17 protein-coding genes are annotated in these 21,187 nt (G+C 63.1%); 6 read left to right on the top strand and 11 right to left on the bottom strand.

What is annotated here, in order from left to right; all coding sequences use genetic code 11:
- The 6 genes from P3C50_RS13765 to P3C50_RS13790 form a co-directional block, all read left to right on the top strand.
- The coding region (locus P3C50_RS13765) for a hypothetical protein (protein WP_275546433.1) at window positions 1-864 on the top strand (864 nt) is incomplete at its 5' end.
- A 23-nt stretch (window positions 865-887) separates the two neighbouring features.
- Window positions 888-1,448, top strand: a complete 561-nt coding sequence (locus P3C50_RS13770) for a winged helix-turn-helix transcriptional regulator (RefSeq protein ID WP_275546434.1) — start codon at window positions 888-890, stop codon at window positions 1,446-1,448.
- A gap of 289 nt (window positions 1,449-1,737) precedes the next feature.
- The gene (locus P3C50_RS13775; protein ID WP_090506100.1) at window positions 1,738-2,070 is read left to right on the top strand and encodes a YegP family protein; all 333 of its coding nucleotides are present in this window, start codon (window positions 1,738-1,740) and stop codon (window positions 2,068-2,070) included.
- Window positions 2,071-2,468: 398 nt separating this feature from the next.
- Entirely contained in the window at window positions 2,469-2,708 is a 240-nt protein-coding gene (locus P3C50_RS13780) for a type II toxin-antitoxin system RelB/DinJ family antitoxin (protein WP_003284884.1), read from the top strand.
- Window positions 2,698-2,985 (top strand): type II toxin-antitoxin system RelE family toxin, encoded by a 288-nt coding sequence (locus P3C50_RS13785; protein WP_044315231.1) that lies wholly within the window; start codon window positions 2,698-2,700, stop codon window positions 2,983-2,985. Before P3C50_RS13780 ends, P3C50_RS13785 begins: the two co-directional genes overlap by 11 nt.
- A gap of 44 nt (window positions 2,986-3,029) precedes the next feature.
- A complete protein-coding gene (locus P3C50_RS13790; protein WP_175252507.1) occupies window positions 3,030-5,417 on the top strand; it encodes a TOTE conflict system archaeo-eukaryotic primase domain-containing protein in 2,388 nt (795 codons plus the stop codon).
- A gap of 451 nt (window positions 5,418-5,868) precedes the next feature.
- Here the strand turns inward: P3C50_RS13790 and P3C50_RS13795 are convergent, their stop codons facing one another.
- The 11 genes from P3C50_RS13795 to P3C50_RS13845 all read right to left on the bottom strand — a co-directional run bounded on the left by P3C50_RS13795 (window position 5,869) and on the right by P3C50_RS13845 (window position 21,184).
- On the bottom strand, window positions 5,869-6,309 hold the full coding sequence (locus tag P3C50_RS13795; protein WP_275546435.1) for a hypothetical protein: 441 nt from the start codon (window positions 6,307-6,309) through the stop codon (window positions 5,869-5,871).
- Window positions 6,306-7,208 carry an NAD synthetase gene (locus P3C50_RS13800; protein WP_275546436.1) on the bottom strand — a complete coding sequence of 301 codons (903 nt, stop codon included), beginning with the start codon at window positions 7,206-7,208 and terminating at the stop codon, window positions 6,306-6,308. Before P3C50_RS13800 ends, P3C50_RS13795 begins: the two co-directional genes overlap by 4 nt.
- Window positions 7,209-7,300: 92 nt before the next feature.
- On the bottom strand, window positions 7,301-8,191 hold the full coding sequence (gene tagQ / locus P3C50_RS13805; RefSeq protein ID WP_275546437.1) for a type VI secretion system-associated lipoprotein TagQ: 891 nt from the start codon (window positions 8,189-8,191) through the stop codon (window positions 7,301-7,303).
- Window positions 8,192-8,244: 53 nt separating this feature from the next.
- Window positions 8,245-10,047, bottom strand: a complete 1,803-nt coding sequence (locus P3C50_RS13810; RefSeq protein WP_275546438.1) for an SUMF1/EgtB/PvdO family nonheme iron enzyme — start codon at window positions 10,045-10,047, stop codon at window positions 8,245-8,247.
- On the bottom strand, window positions 10,040-11,239 hold the full coding sequence (locus tag P3C50_RS13815) for an FtsX-like permease family protein (RefSeq protein ID WP_275546439.1): 1,200 nt from the start codon (window positions 11,237-11,239) through the stop codon (window positions 10,040-10,042). The genes P3C50_RS13810 and P3C50_RS13815 overlap by 8 nt, the downstream gene beginning before the upstream one ends.
- Complete coding sequence (locus tag P3C50_RS13820; protein WP_275546617.1) at window positions 11,239-11,955, bottom strand: ABC transporter ATP-binding protein; 717 nt, start codon at window positions 11,953-11,955, stop codon at window positions 11,239-11,241. Before P3C50_RS13820 ends, P3C50_RS13815 begins: the two co-directional genes overlap by 1 nt.
- Entirely contained in the window at window positions 11,955-14,978 is a 3,024-nt protein-coding gene (locus tag P3C50_RS13825; protein ID WP_275546440.1) for a serine/threonine-protein kinase, read from the bottom strand. Before P3C50_RS13825 ends, P3C50_RS13820 begins: the two co-directional genes overlap by 1 nt.
- The gene (locus P3C50_RS13830; RefSeq protein ID WP_275546441.1) at window positions 14,969-15,706 is read right to left on the bottom strand and encodes a PP2C family protein-serine/threonine phosphatase; all 738 of its coding nucleotides are present in this window, start codon (window positions 15,704-15,706) and stop codon (window positions 14,969-14,971) included. The genes P3C50_RS13825 and P3C50_RS13830 overlap by 10 nt, the downstream gene beginning before the upstream one ends.
- Entirely contained in the window at window positions 15,703-16,356 is a 654-nt protein-coding gene (gene tagF / locus P3C50_RS13835; RefSeq protein ID WP_115298758.1) for a type VI secretion system-associated protein TagF, read from the bottom strand. The genes P3C50_RS13830 and tagF overlap by 4 nt, the downstream gene beginning before the upstream one ends.
- Window positions 16,353-19,853: a type VI secretion system membrane subunit TssM gene (gene tssM / locus P3C50_RS13840; protein ID WP_275546442.1), complete on the bottom strand. Its 3,501-nt coding sequence runs from the start codon at window positions 19,851-19,853 to the stop codon at window positions 16,353-16,355. Before tssM ends, tagF begins: the two co-directional genes overlap by 4 nt.
- Entirely contained in the window at window positions 19,850-21,184 is a 1,335-nt protein-coding gene (locus P3C50_RS13845; RefSeq protein ID WP_275546443.1) for a DotU family type VI secretion system protein, read from the bottom strand. The genes tssM and P3C50_RS13845 overlap by 4 nt, the downstream gene beginning before the upstream one ends.
- Window positions 21,185-21,187: the final 3 nt, after the last annotated feature.

The raw sequence follows: 21,187 nt of genomic DNA on the forward strand, positions 1-21,187 counted from the left end.
CGGCATCATCTGCCGCACCACCCACTCCCGATGCTCTATCGAATAACGCGCCACACGGCTCTCACTTCCGCCCACCGACCAAGACTCATCGAATCAACTCACACGACAACTATCCTGACGCGGCGGGTGATGGTTGGTAAGGCGGTGTCGATTGATTTCAGTGCCTGCAAGGCAACGCTGACTTACTTCAATCGGCTAGGTTTTTTTGACCACCTAGCTGGGGCCGTGAATGTGATACCGGAGCGACCCTCCCTATCAGGGGCGGCAACCTACCGTGGCAACAATCATGGTGTGGTTGAGCTTGCACCGATTGCTCCTCACATCCCCGATGAGTCCATTCCGAAGCGTTTGAAAAATAGCCTGGTGGAGTGTGCAGGTGAACGCTATATGCAGTCCGCGTTCACCTTCATTTCGGAGCTATTTGGCAACGTGAGGGATCATGCAAAGTCCGAGATTCCGGGCGTTGCAGCTCTTCAGTACTACCCGAAAGGCCGCAAAATTCAGACAGTGATCTCTGACAGCGGGATTGGCATTGTCGGCAGCCTTCAGCCTGTTCTGGAACGGAAGTACCCACAGCTCTTTCAGCAGCTCGATTTCTCGAAAGCAGAGTCAGGGCCGGAGCTGGTCTTGCACGTCTTCAAGCAGGGGCGAGTCTCCAGTTCCGACGAAGATGGCCGGGGGCTCGGGCTGAAACGAAGTGGTGATATGGCCGCTGATTTCAATGCCACGGTTACGGTGAGACAAAGAAACTTTGAGCTGACGATGGTCTACAGCGATGGTCGATTCAACCGTAGCTACCCCCGAATGGATATGCCAACCATCCTGGGAACCCATATCTGCTTTGACTTCTTAATTGACAGCTAAAGCCCTCTCGTTAAACTGAGCAAATGAATCAGAAATCAATTACGGTCAAGCTAAGAGACTTCACTGAGGACGACCACCCTTTTGGCAATGTCCAGGGGAAGGCAACCTTTGGGAAGCTGCTCGACGTCGTTCACTCCCATCCGCAGTACTCCGTTTTTGGGATCTCCCTCTCTGGCATAGAAGCGACGGATGCGTCATTTCCGAGAGAAAGCGTGGTTGCTGTCGCGAAGCTTTTTAGGGGAGAGCGCGGCTTCTTTCTCAAAGATGTCAGAAGTCGAGACTTACTGGATAACTGGAGCTATGCGGCCCAGGCCAAAGAGATTCCTCTGACTGTCTGGGCCGATGACGGTTACCAAATTATCGGGCCTGAGATCAGCTCGTCCACGAAGGAACTGTTGGAGTGCGTGCTGTCTCAGCGTTCGGTAACTGCCGCCAAGGTGGCCGAAACGCTGAAAATTTCGGTCGCCAATGCCAGTACCAAGCTCAAAAAGCTCAAGGATCAAGGGTACATCCTCAGAGCCGAGGAGACGGCTGAGTCTGGCGGGATCGAGTACGTCTACTTTGCCATTGGCGAATCTGCTTAAACAGCTTTACATAATCAGAATAGAGGCGTAACGTTTGCTTTGACTCCAAGGGATTTGTGTAATCTCTGGTTAAACTGAATAAATAAAGCAGAATGGTGATCGATATGGCAACGAATCCTCCGGCAGGTGATGGGCATCGAAATGGTGCTGTGCGTCAGCGTTCCCAAACCCAGACTCCGTCTGGTCATTGGGTCAAACGTGATACGGAAACCGGCCAGTTCATGGACGTGAAAACGTCGGATAAAACGCCGTTCAAAGGCGTGCGGAAAGAGAAATAGGAGAACAGCTCATGAGTGCGAAATACGAGATTTTCCTGGGAGCGGATCGTCAGTATTACTTCCGGTTGAAGGCACCTAATGGCGAGAAAATTCTTGCCAGCGAAGGCTATACCACCAAGGCGAACTGCCAGAATGGTATCCAGTCGGTGAAGACCAACTCCCCTTACGATGCCAACTACAAGAAGCTGACGTCCATTAACTCCCAGTACTACTTCACCCTGCACGCAAGCAATGGGCAGGTAATCGGCAAGAGCGAAATGTATACGTCCGCTCAAGCACGTGATGGTGGTATCACGGCGGTTAAGGCGTACGGCCCGAGTGCTCCGGTGGTAGATCTCACCTGATACATCGTGCTTGTACAAACCCGCTTCGGCGGGTTTTTTGTTGCCTAAAAAAGGGGGGGCGCGTGGCCATTTCCCTGCAATCCTAAGGAGCTAACCGTTGCGGCTGTTCTGTAGACGGGGTTGGCAAGGCGAGAGACTCGGGAATTTATTAACAAAAACGTTAATAAATTCCCGAGCCGGGCGGTGCGTATATCGGGCGCTATGTTCAATGGCGCCCCGCAGGGGGCAGGGTGCTGGCGATCACTTCAGCGTTATGTGGCTACCGGGTAACTGGGGTGTGGCGCCGCAGCCAGGGGGCACTTGGTCGGTGTGCTACTGGCGGGGTCGCCAACCCGCTTGCCAAAATACGGTTACCCTGTCACTGTAAATACGAATGTCATTACAGTGAGGGTCGCATCATGGCGTCCATCAATATCCGCATCGACGACGAGCTTAAGGCGCGTGCTTACCAGGAGCTGGAAAAGCTCGGCGTCACCCCCTCTGAACTGATGCGCCAGGCTTTGCAGTATGTGGCCGAGCGCGGACAGCTGCCCTTCCGGCCCGTGCTGATGACCGAGGAAGATGAAGCGTTAATCGCCACGGTTCGTGAACGCCTGGCCGCTCCTCAGCGCGTGAAGGTTGCGCTGGATGACCTATAGCCTTGAGTTTGATGCGCGGGCACTGAAGGAGTGGCAAAAACTGGGTGATACCGTTCGCCAGCAGCTGAAGAAAAAGCTCGCTGAGGTGTTGCTCAATCCGCGCATTGAAGCCAATCGGCTCCATTCGCTGCCGGACTGCTACAAGATCAAGCTGCGCAGCAGTGGTTATCGCCTGGTGTACCAGGTGCTTGACCACGAGGTGGTGGTGTTTGTGGTCGCGGTTGATCGCCGTGAGCGTGAGCAGGCCTATCGCAAGGCAGCCGAGCGTCTTAAATAGCGGGCTCAGCTGTTCCCCTATGACTGAAAGGTGGTCTCGGCACGATGAGTGGTGATGATCTGCTTGAGCATCTACGGGCCGAAAATGCGCGCTTGATCGCGCTGTTGGAAGCGCATGGTGTTGAGTGGCGCTTGCCTGACGAGCCGCCGCTAGTCGAACCGACTAGCCCGCCTCCACTGATAAGTTCGAGTCTCGACACGGATGCCAAGTTGGCGTTGTTCAGGCGACTGTTTCGGGGCCGTGCCGATGTGTTTCCCGTGCGCTGGGAAAGCAAGGCCGGTAAATCGGGCTACTCACCGGCGTGCGCCAATGAATGGCGACCCGGTGTGTGTGAGAAGCCACGGATCAAGTGCGGAGATTGCTCGTTCCGCCAACTCCTGCCGCTGACCGATCAGGTGCTCTACAAGCATCTGGCCGGAGATATTGTCATCGGCGTTTACCCGTTGCTGCCAGACGACACCTGCTACTTCCTGGCGGTGGATTTTGACGAGGCCGATTGGCGTGAAGATGTCACGGCTTTTGCCCAGTCATGTTGTGAGTTGGACGTGCCGGTGGCACTGGAAATCTCTCGCTCGGGCAACGGGGCGCACGCCTGGATTTTCTTCGAGCGTAATGTCCCCGCCTATGAGGCGCGCCTGCTCGGCTCCGCGATCATCAGTCATACCTGCGAGCGTACCCGGCAACTGACGCTGGGCTCGTATGACCGACTGTTTCCAAATCAGGACAGCATGCCCAAAGGCGGCTTTGGCAACTTGATTGCCTTACCCTTGCAGAAGCGGGCCCGCGCGTTTGGCGGCAGTGTTTTTGTCGATGAGACGCTGACGCCCTATCCCGACCAGTGGGCATTTCTGGCCAGCATTCAGCCTATGCCCGTGCAGGATATTGTGCCGAAAACCCTGCTGGCCACTGGAGGTCGCCATCCATTGGATGTCACCGCAGTTGCGGATGACGACGAGCCGAAACCCTGGCAGCGCACAGCGGAAAAGACTCAGAAGTTGGCTTGTCCGTTACCCGAGTCAGTGAACGTTACCCTGGCCAACCAGATCTATTTCGACAAGTCCGAACTGCCCCAGCCATTGGTCAACAAGCTCATCCGCTTGGCGGCCTTTCAGAACCCCGAATTCTACAAGGCACAGGCCATGCGTATGCCTGTGTGGAACAAGCCCCGGATCATTGGGTGCGCGGAAAACTTTCCCCAGCATATAGCCTTGCCCCGTGGCTGCCTGGATGACGTGCGGGCATTGCTTCATGACAACGGGGTTGAGCTGGTGCTGCACGATGAGCGCTTCGCAGGAGAGCCCATTGATGTCCGCTTTGCGGGCACGCTACGCCCGGATCAAGAGGCTGCTCTCGAAGGCATGTTGGCGCACGACACCGGCGTCCTCTGTGCGCCCACTGCTTTTGGTAAAACCGTCACGGCAGCCGCGCTGATTGCCAGGCGAGGTGTAAACACGTTGGTGCTGGTGCACCGGACGGAATTGCTCCAGCAGTGGAAGGAAAGGTTGCAGGCGTTTCTGGGCGCAGACAAAACGAAGGTCGGCACTATAGGCGGTGGTAAGGTCAAGCCGACCGGCATCATCGATATTGCCGTGATGCAGTCTTTGTCGCGGCAAGGTGAAGTCAGCGAGCAGGTGAAAAACTACGGGCAAATCATCGTGGATGAATGCCATCACCTGTCAGCCTTTTCATTCGAGGCCCTCCTCAAGGCTGCTGGGGCCAAATATGTCTTGGGTCTGACCGCTACGCCAGTCCGTCGTGATGGCCAGCAGCCGATTATCTTCATGCAGTGCGGGCCCATTCGGCATACAGCGAGTAGGCCGGAGAGTGCTCCAGCTGATCTGGCCGTGACGCCGCAGTGGCTTTCTCGACCGATAGTCATGCCCGAAGGGACAGGCATCCAAGATGTCTTCTTGCAGGTGTGCAGCGACACAGAGCGAACAGCCAAGATTGTTGCTGAGGTTGGAGATGTTTTTGACCAAGGCCGGAAGATCCTGGTGCTGACTGAGCGAACGGATCACCTCAACGCTATTGAGGCGCAGTTGGTCGGTCGGGTCGAGAACCTATTCACGCTGCATGGGCGGATGTCCAAGAAGCAACGCGCTGCGCTAATTGGCGAACTGGAAGCACTGCCAGCAGATGCCCCGCGTGTGATCCTAGCAACCGGGAAATTGGTTGGAGAGGGTTTTGACCACCCGGCACTGGATACCTTGGTACTGGCCATGCCGGTTTCCTGGAAGGGCACTCTCCAGCAGTATGCGGGCCGCCTGCATCGGGAACATGCGAGTAAGGCGGATGTGCGCATCATTGACTTCATTGATGCCGGACATCCTGCATTGCTCCGTATGTGGAGCAAGCGCCAAGCGGGTTACAAGGCTATGGGCTATCGATTTGTTGATTCGTCCAGCTCAATGGAACTGCCGGCAAATGGTTAACGAGTCTTCATACAGCCACCAAGCTTCCGTCTGTCGGAGTCGGAAAGTGGCTGTTTCCTACGCAGTGGATTCGCCGTAATCTGGGTTGCATTGACAGGTTGTCAATCCAGGCTGTGGCTTGAGGTCTGCCTCCAGCACGTCCGCTGTCTTACCGAAATGTAGTGCTGTGAGCGGCTCGTTTCAGGGGCTTACGGAAAATGCCATTTATTGCGGTAATTTCGGCGGAAAATGCCACTTTATGTGGCTCAATCATGCCAATAATGGTGCCCATTGCTTTTCGTAACTCATTGATTTAATTGAGTTTACCTGTGGTTCTGAATGCCAGGTTTGTCGCCCGTCGACAGATCTGCTAGCTGAACCGCTAGTTGGCGTGAAATGAGAAGCCCCTGCCGATGTGAGTCGGCAGGGGCTTTTTAATTTGAACCGGGCTCGCTCCGCGTTAACGCTGACCTTATTTCTTGAAACGCCGTCGCCACGCCGCGCGCTGCCCTCGCACTTCCACCATGGCCACAAGCATGGCGCGGTAGCGCTTGCTGTTCAGCGTCAGCAGGGTACTCAACGGCAGCAGCAAGCCGATGGAGTACAGCAGGTCAGGTGCGCGCCTGCCCCAATGCGTGATGATCACCAGCATGCAGGCGACCATGGCCGCCACGATCAGCCACACCGCCCAGGGGCGGCCGCGAATCACCAGAAGGTTGGCCGCGCACAGGTACAAGGATATTCCGCTGCTGCCCAGCATCATGTAAATGCCATAGTCGTCCAGGCTCGGCGGATAGACTTCCAGCAGCAGAATCTGAGAGACCGCCAGGGAAAATAGCGCCAGAAAGAACGCGGCGATGAAGACCGGGAAGTGCCGGCGCAGTATCGAGAGAAAATCGAGTCCTTGCTTCACTCCAGCTCCTCGTAAAGGCCGATGGCGTAAGTCTGTACCATGCTGCTGCCGAGCAAGCCGAGCCCGGCACCCAGCGCATCTCTGATATTGATCGCCAATGTTGACGAGATCTCACTGGTACTGAAGCGTTTCGGAAGCTCGCCGCTGCTTTGCAGGGCTTTGCGCAGCGCGGGAGTGAGAGCTGGATTGCGGTTCTCCAGAATCTCGTTGGTCAAGCGACGCCGTTCCTGGCGGCTTAGGCCATTCAGGCTCTGATACCAGCTGCGTCCGGTCATGGCCTTGCGCATGTTCATCACACGCAAAATCGTGGCTCCAGCCCCGGCGACGCCACCGAGAGAGATGATATCCAGCGCTCTGGATACGTCCTGGTACCACTGCTGGCTATCCAGCCTATCGAGTGCTTCCGGATTATTCACTTCGGTATAGACGCGAGCAGCACCGGCTACGCATTGCACGGAGCTCGCCGATGCAGCCGCTACGCCCAATGTCGTGATCACCAGGCTGGCACCACCGGTAAACGGCACGATGGCCGTACCGCCGATGATCGCGATCCAGCCCAGCACCGCACCGGCGCAGGCCAGCGTGGTATTGACGCTTTCGGCCACCAGTCGCGACTCGCGTGGGTTGGACCGCACCTGTTGCACGAACTGCTGAGGTGAGACATTGCGCTGGGCTTCGCGGATGATGATGCGCTTGGGTCTGATGCTGCAGATCGGCGTGAACTCGCGAAGGGTCACCGAGTTGAATCTGGTATCGATATACACCACGCCTGCACCGGCGATGGCGGGGTCGGCGTCGATGGCGGCATAGAGCCTGCGCAGGTCGATCATGGCTTCGATGCGCCGTCTTGCCATCATCTGCGATGGGGTATTTTGCAACCCGATCAGGTAGTCGGACATCGGCCCTCCTTGGTTTGTATTCCGATAGCCGCCGGCTCTGCCCGAAAGCGGAAACCAGCGGCGCGCTGTTTAAGCTAGTCACCCGGCGTAACTCAGACGTTCGGGCAGGGAATCGGTGCCCAGTCGCCCATGTCCGGGTTGTTGCACATGCTGTTGACCTGGTTGGTACCGGCCACGGCCACTTGTTGGCTCTTGGCCTGTTTAACTTCGGCCTGTTGCAGAACCTGTTCGGTCTTGACCGCTTCGGTGGGTACCTTGGCCGGCTTCTTGGCAGGGGTCTTGGCTGCGGTGGTCACTTCCGCGCGCGCGACGCCGACGTTCTTCAGGTCAGCCTCGTAGGCCTGGGTGTAGTTGCTCAGGTTCTCGCCAGCCTTGCCATTGACTGCGGTGATCAGGTTATTGGACTCGTTCAGGCCGGCGATGATCTCGGCCAGACGCTTGCGCCCTTCTGTATCGTCGATCGCACCGGACTTGCGCTTCTCCAGCAGGCTGGTGAATTCCTTCTGGTAGCAGCTCTGCGACGCTTCGGCGTAGGCGATGCTGCGGTCGAAGGTGCTGGCACTGGCATTGATGTCGGTGGAGTAGGAGCCGATACGCTGACGGTCGTCGCTGATCTGCTGCTGCTTGGAGGTGTAGTAGGCCGCTGCGCCGCCGACTAGGGCGCCACCGGCGGCGCCAATGGCGGCATTTCGCCCTCGGTCTTCCTTATCGGCGGTCAGGGCACCGGTCAGGGCACCGCCGACTGCACCGAGCATGGCGCCGGTAGCGATCGAACGCGTGATGCTGGAATCGGTATCGCGCAGGTGTTGAACGGGCTGGTAGCAGCTCGGGTAGTAGCTGACTTCGGTGGATTTGCCGACTCGGTTGACCGCAGAGGTGGAGCAGCCGCTGATCAGTACGGTCATCGAGGTGAAACCGATGGCAGCGAGGGTCAGGAGACGGCTGCGAGGTTGCGAGGTGTGTTGCGATGTGGATGGACGCATAGCTAGGTTCTCTGCTGATGGTGGATTGGTGTGTGTGAAACGGCTGATCACGCTCACGGCTGTTGCACCGCTTGCGTTGCCAGCAATTGCTTGAGGATCTCGGCCGGATCGGCCCGCTGCTGGGTCCGGTACAGGGCCACGTGGTTGACGAACAGGGTGGCGCGGTTGACCAGGCTGTTGCCGATCACGGGCTTGCGCGCGAGCTCCTCCTTGATGCGCTGGAACTGTGCCTGGATCACGGCATTGGTGTAGCGGGTGCCGCTGGCCATGTTGTCGATGTAGATCGCCACCGCGCCATCCAGCGCCTTGGTGCCGTTCTGGATAGCGCCGCCGAACACCTGCGCCGAGGTGGCGTCATTGTTTTGCTGCGCCTGGCGCTGGCTCTGGCGCAGGTTGGTCAGGCGGATGTTGTAGTTGTTGATGGTTTCCGCCACCAAGGCGGCGGACTGGATCAGGTTGCCGGCCGCCTCTTCGCGCTGGCGGGCGATCAGCGAGACGTTGCGCTTGAGTTCCTCGTTGACCAATCCGAGCTCGGCTTGCAGGCGCGGATCGGTGGCACTGGCGATGATGCTGTCCAGGCGTTGGGTAGGGTCATCGTCAGCATTGATGTCATCGGTCAGGCCGGCCAGGCGACCCTGCTTCTGCCACTGGGCGAACAGCTCGTCGTAGCGCGAGCGCGGAGCGGACAAGGCGCCGATGGCCACGCGGAAACCGGTGGTTTCGTTGCGTTGCTCGCTGCCGTCAGCACCGAACAACGGGTATTCGCGGCGCATGCCGGTGAACAGCGTGCCCTCGCCTTCCAGGTAGTTGCCGCCCTTGACCACGAAGCCGCCATAGGTGCCCTGGCGGCGCCCGGCACTGACCAGCTGGAACGATTCCTGAACCATTTCGGCGGCGTTGCCGATCACGTCGAACAGACCCAGCGGGTTGGCCTCCTTGGTGCCGATCGGCATCAGTCGGGGGGCCTGACCGGTACCACCTGCCACCTGGTTGAAAACGGCCCATTTGGCCAGCGGGCCATCTTCGTCGCTGCCTTCGACCGGCCGCGGGAACAGCCGTCCCTCCAGTTCCTGACGGCTGACTTCCGAGCCTCCTCGGGCAGCAAACTCCCATTCCACTTCACTAGGCAGCCGGACGAACGCAGCACCGCCCTCCTCGGCCTTGCTACCGCGACCGCTGACCGGCAGCAGGTCGCGGTGATTGGCCAGTAGCCAGGCGCTGTAGACCGCTGCGAAGCGCTCGGCTTCGAAACGCGACAGTTTCACCTGCGGCAGTCGTCCGCTCAGATCGGTGACCGGCGCACACGCTGGAGCAGGCTCGCCGCCGGCCAGTGATTGAGCCTGGGCCATGACCTGGGCGTACTGGCGGGCGGTGACTTCGTATTTGCCGATGAAATACATCATCGGCTTCAGCGGGCTGCCGACGTCGATCCTGGGCAAACGCTCGGTGATCTGTTTCTGCCACTGCGGTGCCAGGTCCTGCAGGCTGAACTGACCGTTGATGAAGTCGCGGCGATAGCCGGAAATGAAAGACTGCTTGTAGCCCGCCTCCCCTTCGCTGAACGGATAGCCCAGGCTGACTTCGCGATCATCCAGGCTGCCCTGCGTCAGCACGTAGACATGACGGAAAACCATCTCTCCGCCACAGGGCAGCGGCAGGCTGACGTCGCCCGGCAACGGCTTGGGGTTATCCAGCTTGGCCAATTGCTCCGCATCCAGTTCGCGGGCGGGCTCGCCGGATGACTGCGCAGGTGTGGCAGCTTTGTTCGCCGCTGGTGGCTCCTCGCCCGGCGAGCAGGCCGCCAGAGCCAGTGTGGCGAACATCAGGGCGGAAGCAGCGAAACGACAGTCAGACATCGCGAATTCCTTGAGAGGCGTCGATCCGGGCCGCACGTCGCCCTCCCAGCGCAGCGGCAAGGGCGCTGGCCAGCAGGACGGCGCCGAGGGCCACCAGGTAATGCTCGGGCAGCAGGCGACTGGCGTAGTCGCCCGGCACCTGTACGAAAAGATGGTTGATGCCGCCCTCCGCCAAGCGGTACAGCAGGGCCGACAGGACACTGGCGAACAGGCCGCTGTACAGCGCCTGGAGAATTACGAACAGCAACAGCGCACCGCTGCCGAAGCCCAGCAGGCGCAGCACCGCCAGTTCACGCTGCTTGCGCTCCACTGCAGCCAGGGCGCCGGCACTGGTTGCCGCTACGGCGCCACCCAGGGCCAGGGCGGTGATCAGCCAGAACAACAGATCGAGGTTGCGGCTCAGGGCCTGTACCTGGGCGATCTGCGCTGCCTGAGTGACCACCTGTACCTGCTGCGTGGCCAGATACTGGCGCAGCGGCTCGACGTCTTCGAGCGTGCGCGCATACAGACGAAATCCCGGGTAGATGCGTGGCGTCTGCCCTGCTGCTGCGCCAGGCCAGTCCAGCGCAGCGACCGCCAGGCCGTCGCGGTAGTCCTCGACGGCTTCCAGCAGGATCTGCGGCGCGAACAGCGCATCGCGCTCGAAGGCGGCCAGTGGCAGCACAGCCAGCACCTGCAACGTGGTCTGTTGCCACTGCAGGTCGCCGCCACGCTGGCGGCCGAAGCGTGCCTGCAACGATTCGCCGGCCTCGACACCGAGTTTCTCGGCAGCGGTATGGCTGAGCACCACCTGTTGCAGCGCCCGTGGCACTGGCAGGCCCTGCAGCAGCGGATCGCCGGGCGCCGTCGGCAGCATCTCCACGCTGACCCTTGCCTCCCCTGGCGCGACCTGCAATTCGCTGGTAGCCGCGATCTGCCGGGTACGCGGGATGGCGAAGGCAACGTCCTCACGCTGGCTCAGTGCCTCGATGAATTCTGGCTGCAGGCGCGTGCCGCCCAGCGGAATGATCTCGCGCACAGCAGGGTCACGTTGCAGGCGTTCGGTCAGGCTGCCGACCAGGCCGTACTTCAGGCCGAACAGCACCAGCAGCGGTGCGATCACCGCCACCAGGGCGAGCACGGCGCAGGCCGACAGGCGCGCTTCGCGGCGGTAGTCCTGCCAGGCCAGGCTGGCGATCAGCAGCGGGCGCATCAGGCAGCCTGCTCCAGATGGGCGCTGACACCGCCGTCGGCGTCACGCCGGCAACTCATGCGCAGAATGTGCAGGCCGGCGCGCTGCGCCAGCGCTTCGTCGTGCGTCGCCACCACGCAAGTCGCACCGGTCTCTGCAGCCTGGGTGAGCAGCAGCTGCATGACGCGTTCGGCGTTGAGCGGGTCCAGCGCCGCAGTGGGTTCGTCAGCCAGCAACAATTGCGGCTCGTGTGCCAGCGCACGCGCGCAGCTGACTCGTTGCCGTTGGCCGATCGACAACTGCGCCGGATACTTGGCCAGCTGCTCCTGCACATCCAGCGCCTGTGCCAGACGCTGCACCTTGCCGTTGTCCGTCATGCCGAGCAGTTGCCGGGGCAGTGCGATATTGCCGCGCACGTCGAGAAAACCGAGCAGCCCGCCGGCCTGCAGCACATAACCCAGATGCCGGCTGCGTAGCTGCGCCAGCTGGCTTTGCCGGCCCTGCCGCCACAGCTCGGAGATATCGCTGACAGTGCCGGCCAGCTCCAGATCGAAAGCCTCGGCGGAATCCGGAGCCAGCACCATGGCCAGCAGATCGAGCAGCGTGCTCTTGCCGCAACCGCTGGGTCCGACCAGCGCCACCTGCGCGCCTGCATGCAGCTGCAACCGCTCGATGGCCAGGCTGTAGCGCTGTGCGCCCTGGCCACGTTGCTTGAGGACCTGCTGCAGGCGAATCATCATGGCAGCGTCGACAGCGGTACACGGTACAGGGCGTCGCCCGGCTCGGCATTGCCGAAGCGCACCCAGTTGGCCATGTCGTTGTGGAAGGTTTCGTAGAGACGAATCTTCGACTCCAGCTCGTCGATGAAGTCCTCCTGCTCGGCCACCGACAGCGACAGCCAGAGATCCTGGGTCATGCTCAGCGCCTTGCTGCGATACGGCAGGCCGTCGAGGTATTCGCCGAGTACGCCGCTCTGTGCCAGGTTGGCGCCCTGGCGCAGTGCAGCTGGGTCGCGGCTCATGTAAGCGCTGGCGCTGGCGATTTCGCTGAAGAAGTCAGCCGGCGAGGTCTTGGTCTTGCGCGCGGCGTCGACGATCAACTTGAGCGACTGCTGCAGGTCGTTGAGTTGCAGCTTGGTCAGCATCACGCAGACCTGCAGTGTCGGCAGGTTGGGGTTGCTCAGGTCGCGGTCGGCGGTCCAGGCGCTGACCAGTTGCGGCGCCTGACTGGCGCTGCGGCGGCCGAGAAAGTCCATGTGCATGGCGTAGCCGATGGCCTGCGACTTGGCCGCGAGGTTGGCGCCACCGGCCAGTTGCGGCGTCTCGGGCGCCTGCTGTGCGCGGATCTGCTGCGCCAGTTCGGCGAAGGTCGAGCCGATCTCGCGTACGCGCTCGCCGAAGGCTTCGACATCACCACCCGGCACCGAGACGTAGAGGTCGCCGATCTGCGGGTTGCTGTCGGCCGTCAGCACCCGATACTGCTGCTCGGCCGAGGCGTGGTTGGACTTGCCGGCTGGTGTGCGCAGATGCAGGGCGAAGATCTTGATCTGCTTGCTCAGCGCCGCCTGGCGTACCTCGGCCTCGTTCATCCGGGTGCTGCTGTGCGGGTCGTTCTTGCGCAGCGCACCGGCGTCGCTGACCAGCAGGATCAGGCGCCCGCCATAATTCGACCAGTCCATGCCCTCGACGGCCTGCATGACGCCGGCGAAGGCATCCTCGTTGAAGGAATGGCTGGACACGCTGGTCGCCTGCACCTGTTCGGCGGCGCGCAGAAAACGCTGCGGGTCGCTGCCGTCCTGCAGGCTGACCAGGGTCTTGCTCAGGTATTGCAAACCCGGGGTGCGCTCGGTGCTGTTGCGATAGCCGACCAGACCGAAGCTGACGTTATCCAGCTCGCCACGTGCCTGCAGCTGGCTCTGCAGCTCGCTGACCACCTGGCGCACGCGGTCGATGTAGGGCTGCATCGACACCGAGGTGTCGACCACCAGCACGATGCCGGTGCGGAAGCCCGAATCGGTGGCAGTCGCCGGCTTGCCGGCAGGTGTCTGAGACTGGGCGGCGTTGCCGGGATCGATCGAGGCGATGTTGAGCAACTGCACCGGCTGCCCCTCGGCGTCGAAGGCTTCGCGGAAGTCGAAGATCGGCATCAGGTAGAACTGATCCTGCGGCACGGCGCTGGCGGTGGGCTCCAGTGCAACCACCTGCGGTACCTGCTCGGGGTCGTTCTGCGCCTTGAGCAGCAGCTCGCGAGCCTGGCTGGTGCGATCGATCAGGCGCTCCACGTCGGCGGCCTGTTGCATGAACAGCACAGGTGCCCGACCGGAGCGTTCGGTGAACTTCAGCACCAGGCTCTGTTTCCAGTCGGTTGCTTGTTCGGCGGCGATCCAGCCCTGCACCCGGCCATCGCTGGCCGCACCGACCTGCAGCCAGGTCTGGCCGTCCTGGCTGCGCTTGGCGTACACGTAGAGCACCGAGAAGGCTGGCAGCGCCTCGCCGCTGGCGGCGCCGGGAGCGTTAAGCAGTTGCGCGCCGGGCTTGGCCAGGATGCGCTGGTAAAGGGTCTTCTTGCCCGGCATGAGCAACGGGTGGTCGCCCGCTTCACCCGTGTCGGCCACTTGCTGTGTATCTGCGACTGGCTGTTCGTCGCGCTGCGGTGGGGTGTCCGAGGCCACCACCGGAGACGGTTGGGCGAGCCACCAATAGGCGCCGCCACCCAGACCCAGCGCGGCGGCTACGGCCACCGCCAGCAGCGCCATGCGAGGGCTCTTGCTACCAGCAGTGGACGACCGCCCCGCTACGCTGGCTGCCGTGGCAGTCGGTGCGGGTGCCACGGTCGGCGCTGGTGCCGGTGCGCTGCGTGGAATCTCGATGGAGACCGGTTGCAGATCGCCGAGCTCGCTAGTCGAGGGCGCGCTCAGCGTGGCCTGCGGGGTGAGCGCTGGACGGATCACGGTCGCATCCGAGTCGGGTGTCGGCAGGGCATCCAGCGCGGCCAGCAGTTCCCCGGCATTGCTGAAGCGTTCATCCGAATTCTTCGCCAGCAGGCGTTGCAGCAGCGTCTGATAGCGGCTGTGCTGCAATGGCAGCTCCGGCAATGGTTGGGTCAGGTGCGCCAGCGCCGTGGACAGGGCATCGGTGCCCATGTACGGCAACTCGCCGACCAGAATTTCATAGAGCACCACGCCCAACGCATAGAGGTCGGCGCGGCCGTCGATATCCAGACCGCGCGCCTGCTCGGGGCTCATGTAGTTGGGCGTGCCGACGGCAAAGCCCACCTGGGTGAACTGAGTACTGTCGTCGAGCGACTTGGCGATACCGAAGTCCGACAGCACTGCGGTGCCGTCGGCGCGAAAGAGGATGTTGGCCGGTTTCACGTCGCGGTGGATCAAGCCCTGGCTGTGGGCGTAGCCCAGCGCCGAGGCGATCTGGCGGATGTACTGCAGGCCCTGCTCGGGGCTCAGGCCGGCGGCGATACGCTCGCGCAGGGTACCGTTGGGCAGGTACTCCATGGCCATGTAGTAGTGCTCGCCGGCGTTGCCGATGTCGTGCACGGTGACCACATGCGGGTGGGCCAGACGCGCCAGGGTCTTGCCCTCGCGCAGGAAACGCTCGCAGAACGAGGCATCGGCCGCCAGCGCCGGGGCCATGATCTTCAACGCCACCTTGCGCTCGAGGGAGCGCTGCAGCGCCAGGTAGACGGTGGCCATGGCGCCTTCGCCGATCACGCCTTCGATGTCGAAACCGGGAATGTTCAGGTCCATGAGGCGGGCTCGCTGGTCTTGATGACGATGGCGGTGATGTTGTCGGGAGCGCCGCGGGTCAGGCCCAGATGAACCAGACTGCGCACCACCTGATAGGGGTCGGCATGGGCCAGTACATCGCGGATTTCGTGGTCTTCGGCGGTGCGGGTGAGGCCGTCGCTGCACAGCAGCCAGGTATCGCCGGGGAGGACCTCGAACTGGCTACCGGCGAGTTCCAGCTGGTCCTGCACGCCGACGGCGCGGGTGACGACGTTGGCGCGAGGATGCAGGCGCGCCTCGGCCTCGCTGAGCAGGCCGCTGTCCTGCAGGTCCTGCACGTAGCTGTGGTCACGCGAGACCGCCTGCAGCTCACCCGCTCGCAGCCGGTACAGTCGGCTGTCGCCGGCCCACAGGCACAGGCCACGGTCGCCACGCGTCGCCATCAGCACCACGGTGCTGCCCATCATGCTTACGCCGCGCAGTTGGGTCTGCTCGCGCACCGCCGCATTGACCTGGCTGAGGCTGTGTCGCAGTACCTGCTCGTAGTCATTCAGGCTGTCGCTTGCGTTGAGGTTGCGCAGGCTGTCGACGATCAGGCTGCTGACATAATCGCCCGCGGCGTGTCCGCCCATGCCATCGGCCACGACCCAGAGGCCGGCTTCGGGCCGCTCCAGATAAGCGTCTTCGTTGATCTGACGAACCAGGCCGACATGACTGTAGGCCGCCGATCGGTAATGCAGTGCAGTCATTGCGCGACCACCTCCGGCCCCAGCAGGTAAACCGCGAACGACTCGGTCGGCGGCAGTCCCTGGCAACGGCGCAGGCCGGCCGCGATGCGTTGCGAGCCACGCCCCCACCACAGGCTGGCGCCGCTGCAGGCCTGGGCGGCCAGCGCTGCCAGGCGCCCCGCTGCATCGACCACCGGCCAGTGTTGCAGGCCATGCGCCTCGTCGTGCGCGGGTGTCACTGTGTCCGGCAAGGGTTCCAGGCGCTGCACCTCGCTTTCGAAGTCTTCGAAGCGGGCGCCCTCTTCCAGGGTGCTCAGCAGCAGGTTCTCGATCCGCTCGAACCACGATTCGTTTGCCTGCAAGGCCAGCAGCGGCTGCCCGCCGGGGATGGGGCAGGCGATGGTCAGCGGGAAGTAGCGGCCCACGCGGTCGATGCTTGGCATCAGCACCCCGGTCATGGCCTCGCTACCGCACACGCCCGGTGCCAGGGCGAAGCGCCACAACGGGCTGGTCAGGTAGGCGTCCAGCCAGTGTTCACCGAGCTGTTGCCGGCTTGTCTGCAGGCCAGCGGAGAGCCAGGCGTCCCAGCTGCGCTGGAAGTCCTTCGGCAGGTTGCGCTCGATGAAGTCGCCGCGGCTGGCGACCTTGCCGTAGAAACCCATCATCGTCATAGCCGCTCCGGCAGGGTGAAGCCGGCCACTGCGCGACTCTTGAAAGGATTGAAGGCACTGCTGGCGCGCAGTTCGTAGGCAACGCTGGAGCGATCCAAGCGTATACGCAGGTTGAAGCGATCCGGCGAGGCACCGCCAATCAGCTCGGACTGGTCGAGCAGGCGGAACCAGGCCCAGGGCCCTTCCAGGGTCAGGGCCGAGCGCCCGCCTTCTACTGGTGGCGACACCGACAGACGTACTACGCCGATGCTGCTCGGGTTCGGCCATTGCACCGCCACCGGACGGCTCGGGCCGTGGTCGAAACCGATCAGTTGGCCGTCGAGATCGAGCTGCGACTGGCTGATGGTGGCATCCATGCTCACCGGCTTGAGGTCGAAGCGCACGCTGGGCTGCAGGCCGCCGCTGCGGAAGAACTCGTCGCGGATCAGCGCCGCGCGCTGGAAGGTCTGCAGCACACCGGCGGAGATGCCCAGCTTCTGTGCCGCGCCCGGCTGCCAGCGCCAGGTGCGTGCGGAGGTATCGACGTAGGGTTGCAGGTACTTGCGGAAGTAGCTGTCCATGACCCCGCCGACGCCGAAGAACTGGCCGAAATCATCCAGCGTGGCGTCGCGCTGGCTACCCGGTACCATGGGGTAACGGCCGGCCAGCGACTGCCGCCAGACATTGACCACATCGCTTTGCCAGGCCGCATTGAGCTGGTTGCGCACCCCGCCCATCATGCTGTTGGTGCTGGCTGCGACGACCGAGCCTACCAGGCCCTGAACCAGCTTCGGCTGACGTGCCGCTGTCAGGTTGACCCTTGCCGCGGCGGCACTGGCCTGGTTCTTCGCCTCGCCGAGCAGCGCCTCGCCGCTGGCGCCGACCATGCTGCTGAGTTGCACGTAAAGTTCGTTGAGATCCGCCAGCAGGCCATCGATGGCCATCGGCGCCGACGGGTCCTGGCTGACCAGGCTGTTGAGCTCGGCGAAATGCGCGCTGACCGGATCGATCTCGCTCACCGCCGCCACGGCATTGCCGGCGGGAGTCTGGCCAAGCAGCGAGCCGAGCTTCTGCTTGAGCTGGTCGACACCCTCGTCGCTGGTCTTGGCCACACCTTCGGCTTCGGGCGCCTGCTGCAGATCGGTTTCCCGCGCCACTGCGATCAGCAACTGCTTGAGCGGCGAGGATGGTCCCGAGAGTATCCGCAGCACGTCGGCGGCCCGGGCCACGCTGGTGATCGACACGAAGTCGAGATCGGCCAGCAGCGCATCCCACTGTTGCACGTAATCGCGCAGGTACAGCTGGCGTACATCGGCGGCCAGGTTCACCGCGTCCTGAGTGCTGTCGAGCTGACGGCCCAGCACCCATTGTTCCTCAGCCACCACGCTGGCCTGGCCGACGCTGGCGCGGAGGAAGGCTTCGCGGTAGCCGCGGCGGGTGTAGAAACCACTCAGCGGATCGCTCAGCGCTTTGCCACTCTTGCGCGTGAAGATCAGCGCGGCGTCGCGCCCGGCGGCTTCGCTGATGCGGAAGTCACTGACCCCGGCCGGCAGCTTCTGCCGCTTGACCCGGTCGTATACGCGCTGCGCCAGCGGCAGACGTTGCAGTTGCATGCGCAGCTCGTCGATCAGGCGCTGATCCAGACGCGCGTCCGGTGGACGACGTTCGAACAGCGCCTGCAGATGCCCGTCGAGCGCCTGGCGCTGCTCGCCCGGCAAGTCACGCGGCAGGCTCTGATCCCAGTCCAGAGCGATCCAGGCCTTGATGAACTCGGCGTCGTAATGTTCGCCGCCACCGAGCATCAGGTAGGCCTTGAGTCCTTCGTAGAGGTAATCGGTGCCACCGCCGGAACGCAGTTGTTCCTCAACGCGGCTGAGCAGGCGCGGGGCGAAGGTGGCTACCAGCAGACGGCGATAGACGCTGGCGGCCTGCTCCTCGAGCATGTCGCCCTGATACAGACCCAGGCCCTTGGCCCAGTCCGGCGGATCGCCAGCAAGGTTGCGTACGGCGCTGAGCAGGGGCAGTACCGCCAGTACATCGCGTTGCGCCGGGCTGAGGCTGCGCACCTGCTGCTCCAGCGGCACGGTGCGCGCGCCGACCTGGGCGATATGCTCGCGGTTGGCGTTGAAGCTGAGCAGCCACAGCGTACTTACCACCAGTACCAGCGCCACGCTGGCAGCCAGCGAGCCGATGGCCAGCCATCTGCGGCGGCGCTCGACCTTTTGGTCGACGCCGACCAGGCCGCGCTCGGCGAATGCGACGCGGCTGAACAGGTGCTGGAGGAAATAGCTGCGGCCGCTGCCGCTCTGCCTGGCCAGGTGCTGGCGGTCGAGGTTCATGCTCTGCGCCATGGCGCCGATCAGGCGGTCGATCGGGCTGCCTTCCTGAGTGCCGCTGGTGAAGTACACACCGCGCAGCAGGGTGCGCTCCTCATAGGCATTGGGTTTGAACACGCCGTTGAGAAACTCGCCGAGCAGGCTCTTGATCGCCGCGAATTGCTGCGGGAAACCGTAGATCAGGTCGCGTCGGGCTGGATCGCGCTCGCGCTGCAGACGTTCGACCAGGCGCTGGTTGAGGCGCTGTTCGAGGGCGATGAACTCGCTGTCGAAATTCTCCAGCGGGCCGCCGATGCTCTTGCCGTCATCCAGGGCGAAGGTAAAGCCCCAGACCTGGGCACGTTTCTCACGGCTGAGGTCGTCGAAGAACTCCATGAAGCCCGGCACCAGGTCGCACTTGGTGAGCATCACGTAGACCGGGAAACGCACGCCGAGCTGGGTATACAGCTCCTGCACCCGCGAGCGGATCGCCGCCACGTGTGCGGCACGTTCGCTGTCGCTGCTCTGCAGCAAATCGGACAGGCTGATGGCGATGAAGGCGCCATCGATCGGGCGGCGCGCACGTTGGGTCTTGAGCAGGTCGAGAAAGCCGAGCCAGGCCGCCTTGTCCACCTGGGCGTGGCTGTCCTGGGTGGTATAGCGCCCGGCGGTGTCGAGCAACACCGCTTCGTCGGTGAACCACCAGTCGCAGTTGCGCGTACCGCCCACGCCGCGAACGGCCCCGGCGCCCAACTGCGCTGCCAGCGGGAAGTTCAGCCCGGAGTTGACCAGTGCGGTGGTCTTGCCGGAGCCGGGCGGCCCGATGATCACGTACCACGGCAGCTGATACAGGTTGCGCCGCTCATCGCCGCCCAGGCGCGCCTTCTTCAGCAACGCCAGGGCTTCGTCCATGCGCTGGCGCAGGGTCGCCAGCTCCTCGGCGGTGGCCACGCTGGCGGCATCCGGTGCTGCCTGTGCAGCCAGGCCGTCGAGTACGTTGCGCTCCTGCTGGCGTTCGCGCAGCAGCCAGAACAGGCGCCAGCCAAGCCACAGGGCGAGCAGCAGGACGATCAGCGTCCAGCGCGTCCAGGCCGGCTGCAGTGCATTGAGCAGCGGACCGATGAACCAGATGATCAGGCTCAGGGCGATCAGCCCGAGCAGCGGGATGACCCAGCGGGTGATGAATCCGAACAGCGCCTTCACTCCACACCCTCCGCCAGCACGGTGATCTCTACCCGGCGATTCTTCGCCCGTCCTTCGGCCGTGGCATTGGATGCCAGCGGTTCGGTGTCGCTCAGGCCCTCGGCGCTGAAGCGCTCGGCCTGGCCGGTGCGCGCTGCGAGGATCTGCAGCACCTCTTCGGCGCGGGCACGCGACAGTGCCCAGTTGGAGGGGAAGCGCAGCGTGGCGATCGGCTGGTTGTCGCTGTGGCCGGTGATGCGCACCTGGCCCTTGACCTTGGCAACCGCCTCGGCGATGCGCAGCAGCAACGGCTGGAAGTCGTCACGGATGCTGGCGCTGCCGGAGCTAAACAGCTCGTCGCCACGGATGGTCACCACCGACCGGTCGACGCCATCCTCGACCGCTACGCGGTTGGCGCGGATGTCGTCGGCGAGGAAGGTGGCCAGGCGCGGGCGCTCCACTACACGCGGCTTGACCACGGCTGGTTCGATGCTCTGCACCGGTACTTCGCCCAGGGCGTGGATCTGCCGGAATACCGGTTCGGCGTCGGCCGCGAGCATCATCCTCAGTGTCATCAGCAGCATCAGCAACAACGCCAGCGCCACGGCCAGGCCGACCCAGGGCGGTAGCAGTCGTGACAGCCTGTCCGGCGCCACGCTGACCCCGCGCCAGTGCGGCGACAGCTCCTGTTCGCGCTCGCCACGCACGCTGCGCAGGGTCGCTGCGGTACGCTCGCGCAGCGCTTCCAGCTGGCTGCGACCGTCATGCATGACCCGATAGCGACCCTCGAAGCCGAGGCTGGTGCACAGGTACAGCAGCTCCAGCAGATCGAGTCGTTCGCGTGGGCTTTGCAGGCAGTGTTCGAGTAGCTGGAACACCTTCTCGCCGCCCCAGGCCTCGTTGTGCACGGTGATCAGCAGGCTTTGCTTGCCCCACTCGCTGGTGCTGCCCCAGGGCGTGCTCAGCACCGCCTCGTCGAGGGCGGTGCACAGCGCATAGCGCGCCAGCAACACGTCGTTGCGCGGCACACCGGCGGCCTCGGCACGCTGTTCGAACTGGCGCAGGTAACCCAGCAACTGGGCGCGAAGGCTGGCCGGTGCGGGATGGGCCAGGGTGCTGCGCAGCCGGGTGAGCATGCTCAGCAGCGGCCCGGCGGCCTGCTCCAGCGGGTTCATGCCACGCGCCTGGCCCGCCGGTAGCGGCGCGGCCGGCATCTGCAGCGGTGCCGCAGCCGGGGCCTCGGCTGGCGCCTGCGGAGCACGGCCACCGGGGCGGGGCATGAACTGAGTGCGGTCGTTGTTCGCCGGTTGAGGTGCTGGCGGCTTGTTCAGCCAGTCGTCTTGATCGGTCATGGA

Source organism: Pseudomonas sp. Marseille-Q0931, from assembly GCF_940789645.1.
Lineage (GTDB): Bacteria > Pseudomonadota > Gammaproteobacteria > Pseudomonadales > Pseudomonadaceae > Aquipseudomonas.